Raw genomic sequence first — 8803 nt, 5'->3', positions numbered from 1 at the left:
CAGGTGATAAATGTGACGATGGAAATGCCCATGACTACAGGGACAAATATTCCAGCTATTTTATCAACCAGCTTTTGAACAGGGGCCTTACTGCCCTGGGCCTCCTGCACCATTTTGATGATTTGAGCCAATAGGGTTTCTCCGGCCACCTTCTCAGCCTTAAAGCGAAAGCTACCTTTTTGATTCACCGTTCCGGCAAATACTTTTTCACCCTTCGTTTTCTCTACCGGTATGGGTTCTCCTGTGATCATGCTTTCATCTACAAAAGAACTTCCCTCAGCCACTTCACCATCTACAGGGATTTTTTCCCCAGGACGAACCAATATGGTATAACCTTTTTGCACAGATGAGATAGGCATCTCCACTTCTTCACCATCCATAATCACCTTCAAAGTCTTGGGTTGAAGGCCCATTAGTTTTTTAATGGCGGAGGAAGTATTGGATTTTGCTTTTTCTTCCAAAACTTTTCCCAATGAAATAAACGTGATAATTACAGTAGCCGCTTCATAATATACATGTGGATGAACGCCACGATTGTACCAGAATTCAGGGTATAAGGTGTTGAACAAACTAAAAATGAAGGCAATCCCTGTACTCAGGGCAACAAGGGTATCCATATTGGCCTTTCCATATTTAGCTTGTTTGAAGGCGTTGATGAAAAAGCTTCGACCAAACCAGAATAAGACTGGAAAGGTGAAAGCCAGAGAAATCCATTTGCCCGGCACCCAGTCCATGTAAAACATGCCCAAAGTAAATACCGGTAGTGTTAAAATCGCAGCCCAGATGGTACGACTTTTTACTTCCTGATAATGCTTTTCTTGAAGTTCCTGCTGTGCTTCGGCTGGGTTCTCAGCATCGATAATCAAATCGTATCCTACTGACTGTAAGGCTTTACGAAGTTTCTCTGAGCTGAGTGAATCCTTATATTCTACCAAAACTGAACTATTGGCAAAATTAACACTTGCCTTGGCCACTCCTTCAGTATGGGTAAGAATGGATTCCACGCTGGAAGCACAGGATGCACAAGTCATACCCGTTACCGGAAAGGATTGTTTTTGTGTCTTGCCCATCTTCTGAGATGGTTTTTCTTTGGGTTTTGTATTATTTATGGCTTCCATATATCCTTTTTAAATCTAATTGTTCGCAATAGAACATTACAAAATTCGGAAGTTAAGGAGAAATAAGTACTATAGGATTTACTGAAGTTTTTACAAAATTTTCAGTAGCAGGGGTGAACAAATCAAAATCTTGAATAATTAGATATTACTGGCGTCCGACAAAAATCGTATTCCCGAAAACCGAGTTGCTGAGAAATAGATATTGCGAAATTATCCCGTACCCACCTAAATGATGTAAAATTCATGGATCAAATGGGGGTAGTTTTCAGAGGAGCTTTGAAATATTCATTTTTAGCTAATTGAGGTATATTTTTCCGGAATTTTAGTTTTACTCGGACGACAGTAATTAGATATTATCTAATGTGTTTCTTTTTTTATCAATAGTACCTTTAAAATTAGAAGGTGTCATGCCGTTTACCTTTTTAAACTGGCTACTCAAATGTGCCACACTACTGTATCCTAACTGATAGGCAATTTGGCTTAGTGAAAGTTCATCATATATCAGCAATTCTTTAATGCGCTCGATTTTCTGGCGAATGATATACTGCTCTAGGGTAATGCTTTCTACGGAAGAAAAAAGCATACCCAGGTATTTATAGTCATAGTTGAGTTGATCTGCAATAAAATCAGCCCACTTTACCTCCAAAACGTCCTGAGAATGATGGATTTTTTGAACAATCAAATTTTTCATCTGCCCGATCAATCGGCTTTTACGATCATCTATGAGCGAAAAACCGATTTTTTCCAAGGCTTCACTTAGCCGTTTTTTCGATTCATCATCTATAGCATGCTTAAGATCAATCTCTCCCAACGCTACATTCGCGTATGGTATTTCAAGCCTTTCCACTATTTGCTCAACTGCTGTTAGGCACCGTGGGCATACCATATTTTTAACATGTAATTTTATACTCTCCGCCATCTTAAAATTGTATTAACACTTCAGTAAATAAACGCTATTCCCTGCATTATGATTTAAAAATCCAGTATTTGATGTATGAAATTATAGTCTTCTTTGGATGTATGGACCCAATATTTAAACGACCATTTCAACAAAACTTGAAACATTGCTTTAAGCAATCGTAATTTCTCGATCCAGGTACACTTGTTGGATCAGGTTGAGCAGTTCAACACCTTCTTTTCGCGGTCGCTGGAATGCCTTTCTTCCTGAAATCAAGCCCATGCCACCTGCTCTTTTATTGATCACGGCTGTCTTTACTGCATCTTCATAGTCGGATTCTCCGGATGCTCCACCAGAGTTAATCAATCCTATCTTACCCATGTAGCAATTTGCTACTTGATAACGGCACATATCAATGGGATGATCTGAAGTGTATTTGGCATACATTTCTTCAGACGTTTTGCCGAACTTTAAATCTCTAAAACCTCCGTTTGTATCAGGTAGTTTTTGTTTGATGATATCTGCCTGAATGGTTACTCCTAGATGATTGGCCTGACCTGTCAGATCAGCAGCAGCATGGTAGTCCTTATCATTCGTTTTAAAAGCCTCATTTCGGGTGTAGCACCATAGGATAGTGGCCAATCCCAGTTCATGGGCATAAGCAAATGCTTCTGAAATTTCACGAATCTGCTTATTTGATTCGGCTGACCCAAAATAGACAGTGGCTCCAATAGCGCATGCACCCATATTCCAGGCATCTTTTACAGACCCAAATAAGATCTGGTCATGCTTGTTTGGATATGTAAGTAACTCATTGTGGTTAATCTTGACGATGTAGGGAATCTTATGGGCATATTTCCGAGAAGTCAATCCAAGTACGCCAAATGTTGAGGCTACTCCATTGCAACCCGCCTCTAAGGCCAGTTGTACAATGTTCTCCGGATCAAAATAGTCGGGATTAGGCCCAAAGGCACTCCCTGCCGTATGCTCAATACCCTGATCAACCGGAAGAATGGATAAATAACCTGTTCCGGCAAGGTTGCCACTGTTATATAACCGGGCTAGTGCATTGAGTACCTGTGGGCTTCTATTGGAATTCAGAAAAACCTGATCCAGATAGTTTGGCCCTGGTAGGGTAAGCCTTGTTTTATCAATCGTGTCACAAGTATGTAGCAGCAAGTGTTCTGTCTGATCGCCTAAGTATTCCGCTATTTTTTTCATTTCAGTTATATTTAATGTTGAGCTATCATTTAATAAATTTTAATCCCGGCATGGTAAAAAGAGTTACTAGCAGCAGGATTATCCCGATAATCAGAAATGGCCATGAGCTGCCAAAAGAATAAATCCACATACCTAACAACGGCCCCAATACCTGACCGATACTATTGGTAGAGGTTTGAGTGGACAAATAAGTCCCGGTATTGTTTTCATCAATAAACGAGATCGAGGCGATCAGGTTTGGTGTCACCATCGCCCCGCCTGTGGCAAAAATTATGATCATCGTGAATACATAGAAGTCAGTAGTCATTAGGGTGAAAATACCCATTGATGCGGCAGCCAGTAAAAACCCTATAATCAGTTGCAGCCTCATAGGCAGGATATTTTCATTGAAACTGGCAAAGATGGGTTGTAAAACAGCCATGATCAAACCACAGAGCATAAACCCAAGACCAACTTGTGCGGTATCAAAGACAAGGATATCTTTGGCATACACGGAAAAAACAGTTTCAAATAGCGTGACGGCCAATTGTATCACCAACGATAATAGTAAGAGCCTTAGAAAAACAGGATTCGCCAGCATCCCCATCATTATGGGTTTTCCTTGAGGGTTATTGGTATATTGCTTCTTTGGTTTTTTGAGCCACAGCACAACCCCCACTAAAGCAACGATTCCTAACAATGCAACTGCAAGGAAAGGCACACTAAATTTATCCAATAACAAGTGCCCCAATCTGTTATTAAAATGTAGATTGGTTTGAGCCAAATAACCACCAATCATAGGCCCAGCAATGACACCTGCACTGACAGCCACTCCTGACCATGCAAGTATTTTTCTTCGTTGCTTACTACTGGTAAGGTCACTCAGGTAAGCATTGCTCACCGGTATAACAGACGATGAAAATATACCACCTAAAATACGGGCTACATATAGCATGGCTAATGAAGTTGATAGCCCCGTCATAACCTGCATAATGACAAAGCCTGACAACCCCATAATGATCAGTCCTTTGCGACCGAAACGGTCGGATAGCTTACCCCAAACAACCGCAAATAACAGTTGAAAAAACGGGTAGATACTGGTAAGGATACCTATGTGATAGTTGATATCCTCATCAGCCACTACACCGGACTTTAGGGCAAGTCGTTCCGTATAGTAGGGTAAAACGGGTAGCAACATGCCATACCCACTCATTACTACAAAAATACTAAGCAAGATAATTGCCATCCTGCCAAGCATTTCCCGATTACCCATTACTTGTTACCAATCTTTTTCTTCAACAATTGAGCATTGATCGCAACAATGATGGTACTCAAACTCATAAATACAGCTCCCACTGCTGGCCCCAATACAAAGCCCGAAGAATAAAGCACCCCTGCCGCGAGAGGAATGGCAATGACATTGTAGCCAGTAGCCCATATCAGGTTTTGGATCATTTTGTTATAAGTGGCTTTACCAAATAAAATCAGACTGGCAATATCATGTGGATTGCTGTTGACAAGAATAATATCAGCCGTTTCGGCCGCCACATCGGTACCTGAACCCACCGCGATTCCAACGTTGGCTTGCGCAAGTGCCGGTGCATCATTTACTCCGTCACCTGTCATTGCGACAAACTCTCCCTTGGCTTGTAACTCCTTTACAATCTCTACTTTCTGATGGGGTAGCACTTCTGAATAGTAACCGTCTAATCCCAGTTTATCACTTACTGCTTTGGCGGTCTTTTCATTGTCTCCGGTTGCCATCAACACTTTAATGTTGTTCTTTTTAAATACTTTAATAGCCTCTGCTGATTCAGGTCTAATTTCATCCGCAAGGGCAATGTACCCTGCCAATTTTCCCTCAATTAAAACAAAAACAACTGTTTCAGCGGCATCACTATAAGCATCTTCAGGAATAGAAATTTTTTCATCTCTTAAATACCCAGGACTTACCACCTTGACTTTTTTGCCATCCACATTGGCCTCAACTCCTTTGCCCGTAATCGCATTGAAATTTTCAAGCTTAGGTATTGTGACATTTTCTTCCTTAACCTTTTTAATAATTCCTACAGCAATCGGATGCTCGGAACTTTGCTCTAAGGCACTCGCAAGTCTTAACACTTCGTTTGAGTCATAGTTCTTATCTACGGATTCAATCCGGGTAACTCCAAAGTCCCCTTTGGTCAATGTTCCTGTTTTATCAAAGAGTAAGACTGAGATTTTACGCGATTCTTCAAAAGCAGTTCGGTTTCGAATTAATAAACCGTTCTGCGCAGACACAGCGGTAGATATAGCTACCACTAATGGAATTGCCAGTCCTAAAGCATGTGGGCAGGCAATCACCATTACGGTAACCATTCTCTCTAGGGCATACACAAAAGGAAATCCTAAAAATAACCAGATGGCCAGTGTACCAAAGCCTATCGCCAATGCGATATAAGTAAGCCACTTAGCCGCACGGTCAGAGAGATTCTGCATCTTGGATTTGGATTTTTGTGCTTCTTGAACCAGCGTAATCACCTTATTGAGGTAGCTGTCTTTGCCCGTATGCTCTACTTTTACTTTTAGAGAACCGTTTCCATTGAGTGACCCGCCAATCACTTTATTTTCCATTCCCTTTTTTACAGGTTTGGATTCACCCGTAAGCATGGATTCGTTCAGATAGCTTTCCCCTTCTACAATAATTCCATCAGCAGGGACTTTTTCACCAGGCTTGATGAGGATAATATCATCTTTCTGTAAGTCTTCCAATTTTACATCTTCCACACTATCCCCTTTTACTCTATGTGCTTCCGAAGGCATCATACTTACCAAAAGTTGCAAAGCTTTTGAAGCTCCAAGAACTGACTTCATTTCCAGCCAATGGCCTAAAAGCATGATGTCAATTAGGGTAGCCAACTCCCAGAAGAAATCCTCACCTACAAGGCCAAATACAGTCGCAGAGCTATAAAAATAGGCCACACTAATGGCCATTGAAATTAAAGTCATCATGCCTGGGGCACCTTCTTTCAGCTCATTCTTTAGTCCTTTCAAGAAAGGCCATCCTCCGTAAAAATAAACGATGGTTGAAAGGCCAAAAAGGATGTAAGCATTTCCGGGCAATAACCATTCATAGCCCAAGAATCTCTGTATCATTGGAGAGAATACAAGAATTGGGATGGTGAGAATCAGGGCGATCCAAAAGCGCTTTTTAAAATCCTCAATCATCATTTTATGGTGATCATGTCCCATTTCACCATGTCCAGGGCTATGACCTGAATGACTGCTTTGTCCACCATGTTGATGACCTTCATGCCCCGAATGATCTTCATGCTTTTTACTTTCTTCGTGCCTATGGTGGGTGTGATTATGCTCTTTATGATTTTCCATAATGTCTATTTTTTATTTGTTTGGGTAATCCAAATTAAGTTTTTCAAGCTGTTCGGCTAATATTTTAGCAGCAGTATAGTTGCGAAACCAACGCTTATCTGCAGGGATGATGTGCCAAGGCAAGTGATCACATGCATTAAGTAGGGTATCGTAAGCATCCCGGAAATCATCCCATTGGTTGGGTACCAGTTCATCTTCTTTCGTATACTTCCAGCGTTTGTGTGGTTTCGTTTTACGCTCTTCAATACGCTCTACCTGCTCATCAGCAGATATATGTAAGTAGTATTTCAAGATCAAAGTATTATTGGCTAGCAGGTGATGTTCCAATTCATTGATCAAATTGATGCGGTGATCCAATACATCGCCTGATAGACTTTTATTGACGGAAGGCACCAAAACATCTTCATAGTAGGATCGATTAAAGACCCTGATCTTTCCTTTCTCAGGAAAATGAGGATAAATGCGCCACAAAAAATCATGTTTGAGCTCGTCAGCTGTAGGCTTTTTAAAAGAAGTAACCTGCACACCTTGTGGGTTCATTCCACTAAAAGCATGACGGATGACCCCATCCTTTCCCGAGGTATCAAGCCCCTGAAGAACAATTAGCATGCTGTACCTTCCATCGGCATAAAACTTATTTTGCAGGTGAAAAAGCTCTTTTCGGATTTTTTTCAGTGCATTTTTAGTTTCCATTTTGATCGCTTCTTTAGGTGGTAACGTGGATATGTTATCTAACTCAATCATATGTCGTTCGTTTTAAGTTTTTGAACAATTGCTCCCCTGATGCTGCTACTGTATACCTCATAAGCATTAACCAATACACCTTTAATACCATCCTTGCCACTAGTGGCATACACAATACTATTATCGTCAGGGTTTCTCATGCCTTCAAACCAATAAAAAGCATCCACTTCAAAATCTTCCGGATGCAATTGTAGTTCCTCTTTTGTATGAATTATATGTCAAATTTTTTAACAGATATAAATTATGCATTTTCTCATATTTTTCCCACTATCAACCCCAATGTTATCCAGTCATGCATTCCGCCTCGATAATATAAAATCCTATCGGCCGGATACCCCGCTTCCACGAGGTTCTTGATGCCTGTAGCAGATTGGGGGCATTGCGGGCCATTGCAAAAGAAGATAGTATGCTTTTTTTCATCTAACTCCTCTTTTCTGGTCACTAATTCATCGTATGGGATGTTTTCAGCGCCAAGAATGGTTACCCCATTGGTAGAATCAGGTTTTCTGGCATCAACAATGGGCCTCCCCTCTTTTTGGTGTTGGTACACCTCCAATTCCCCGACTGTTCTTACCCCCACGGCAGCCTGTATTGGCTGAATACGGCCCCAGGTCGTGTCCACTTCCACCAGTCCTTCCTCAATATTTTTGGCTATCATATGGTTATGGTCCCTCTTCCCTGTCCTTATTTCCGAAATGTTCACGTTTTTCATTTTCAATTTATTTATCATATCCAAATCAGGCATGCCAATTGACGCTACCCTTTCGTTCACAATTAGCAACGGTGAATGCTTGAATTGATATTTTTCAACTAGATCTGGATGTTCTTCAAAATATTTGACCGTATAGGGTAAGTCTGCATTTTGCAATTCTTTTTCAAGTATTGGCCTGTGTTGACAATCTTTTGTTGCTACAATTAAAATTTCCATAACAATTTTATTTTTTAGTTATTTAGTGTTATATAAATTATTCTGGTTCATCCGTTTTCCATTGTAAAAACCTCCTTTCTCCAACAAATACTAAAAACATCAGTACTATGGAAACCACAATTACCAAAAAATCATTGGATACCTTTATCCAGAGGAATGCGCCTAATACAATAAGGTCAAGTAAAATGGCGGCAATAACAATGGCAACATTGACATTTATTTTTTTTCTAAGATTTTTTAATACACCCCATTGGAGTATTACATCCATTGTTAGGTAAAAAATAGCTCCCAGAGAGGCAATACGGGTTAGATCGAAGAATGCCGTGAGGGTAATGGCAATAATCATCGTATAAATCAGCATGTGCTTTTGCAATCGCCCCGGCATTCCGAAATGTTTGTGTGGGATTAGATTTATTTCCGTAAGCATGGCGGTCATCCTTGAAACGGCAAACATGCTGGCAATGACCCCCGAAAAACGCAAACGGATTGTGCTCGATATTGTCGGTGCCGGCGACCGGCTCGCCGCATTGCGCGCACGGGTCGACG

8 protein-coding genes and 1 pseudogene are annotated in these 8803 nt (G+C 40.8%); all 9 read right to left on the bottom strand.

Annotation, left to right across the window (positions count from 1 at the left end; translation table 11 throughout):
- On the bottom strand, positions 1–1118 hold a 1118-nt coding region (locus AAC037_RS12750), incomplete at its 3' end, for a heavy metal translocating P-type ATPase (protein ID WP_339903352.1).
- Between the two features lie 346 nt (positions 1119–1464).
- Positions 1465–2037 carry an AraC family transcriptional regulator gene (locus tag AAC037_RS12745; RefSeq protein ID WP_339903351.1) on the bottom strand — a complete coding sequence of 191 codons (573 nt, stop codon included), beginning with the start codon at positions 2035–2037 and terminating at the stop codon, positions 1465–1467.
- A 150-nt stretch (positions 2038–2187) separates the two neighbouring features.
- On the bottom strand, positions 2188–3237 hold the full coding sequence (locus AAC037_RS12740; protein ID WP_339903350.1) for a class I fructose-bisphosphate aldolase: 1050 nt from the start codon (positions 3235–3237) through the stop codon (positions 2188–2190).
- A 25-nt stretch (positions 3238–3262) separates the two neighbouring features.
- On the bottom strand, positions 3263–4489 hold the full coding sequence (locus AAC037_RS12735; RefSeq protein WP_339903349.1) for an MFS transporter: 1227 nt from the start codon (positions 4487–4489) through the stop codon (positions 3263–3265).
- Positions 4489–6585 carry a copper-translocating P-type ATPase gene (locus AAC037_RS12730; protein ID WP_149394702.1) on the bottom strand — a complete coding sequence of 699 codons (2097 nt, stop codon included), beginning with the start codon at positions 6583–6585 and terminating at the stop codon, positions 4489–4491. The genes AAC037_RS12735 and AAC037_RS12730 overlap by 1 nt, the downstream gene beginning before the upstream one ends.
- A gap of 12 nt (positions 6586–6597) precedes the next feature.
- The gene (locus AAC037_RS12725) at positions 6598–7329 is read right to left on the bottom strand and encodes a PPK2 family polyphosphate kinase (RefSeq protein ID WP_339903348.1); all 732 of its coding nucleotides are present in this window, start codon (positions 7327–7329) and stop codon (positions 6598–6600) included.
- The gene (locus AAC037_RS12720; protein WP_187770983.1) at positions 7326–7517 is read right to left on the bottom strand and encodes a hypothetical protein; all 192 of its coding nucleotides are present in this window, start codon (positions 7515–7517) and stop codon (positions 7326–7328) included. Before AAC037_RS12720 ends, AAC037_RS12725 begins: the two co-directional genes overlap by 4 nt.
- Positions 7518–7582: 65 nt before the next feature.
- The gene (locus AAC037_RS12715; protein ID WP_014022515.1) at positions 7583–8257 is read right to left on the bottom strand and encodes a rhodanese-like domain-containing protein; all 675 of its coding nucleotides are present in this window, start codon (positions 8255–8257) and stop codon (positions 7583–7585) included.
- Between the two features lie 37 nt (positions 8258–8294).
- Positions 8295–8803 (bottom strand): annotated as a pseudogene (locus AAC037_RS12710) (amino acid permease); the annotation flags it as partial.

This window comes from uncultured Cyclobacterium sp., assembly GCF_963976465.1.
Taxonomy (GTDB): Bacteria; Bacteroidota; Bacteroidia; order Cytophagales; family Cyclobacteriaceae; genus Cyclobacterium.
This window is presented reverse-complemented; position numbering and strand designations above follow the sequence as displayed.

Coding starts and splice junctions, on each gene's coding strand:
- AAC037_RS12745 (WP_339903351.1), bottom strand. CDS start 2,037: ATGGCGGAGAGTATAAAATTACATGTTAAAAATATGGTATGCCCACGG.
- AAC037_RS12740 (WP_339903350.1), bottom strand. CDS start 3,237: ATGAAAAAAATAGCGGAATACTTAGGCGATCAGACAGAACACTTGCTG.
- AAC037_RS12735 (WP_339903349.1), bottom strand. CDS start 4,489: ATGGGTAATCGGGAAATGCTTGGCAGGATGGCAATTATCTTGCTTAGT.
- AAC037_RS12730 (WP_149394702.1), bottom strand. CDS start 6,585: ATGGAAAATCATAAAGAGCATAATCACACCCACCATAGGCACGAAGAA.
- AAC037_RS12725 (WP_339903348.1), bottom strand. CDS start 7,329: ATGATTGAGTTAGATAACATATCCACGTTACCACCTAAAGAAGCGATC.
- AAC037_RS12715 (WP_014022515.1), bottom strand. CDS start 8,257: ATGGAAATTTTAATTGTAGCAACAAAAGATTGTCAACACAGGCCAATA.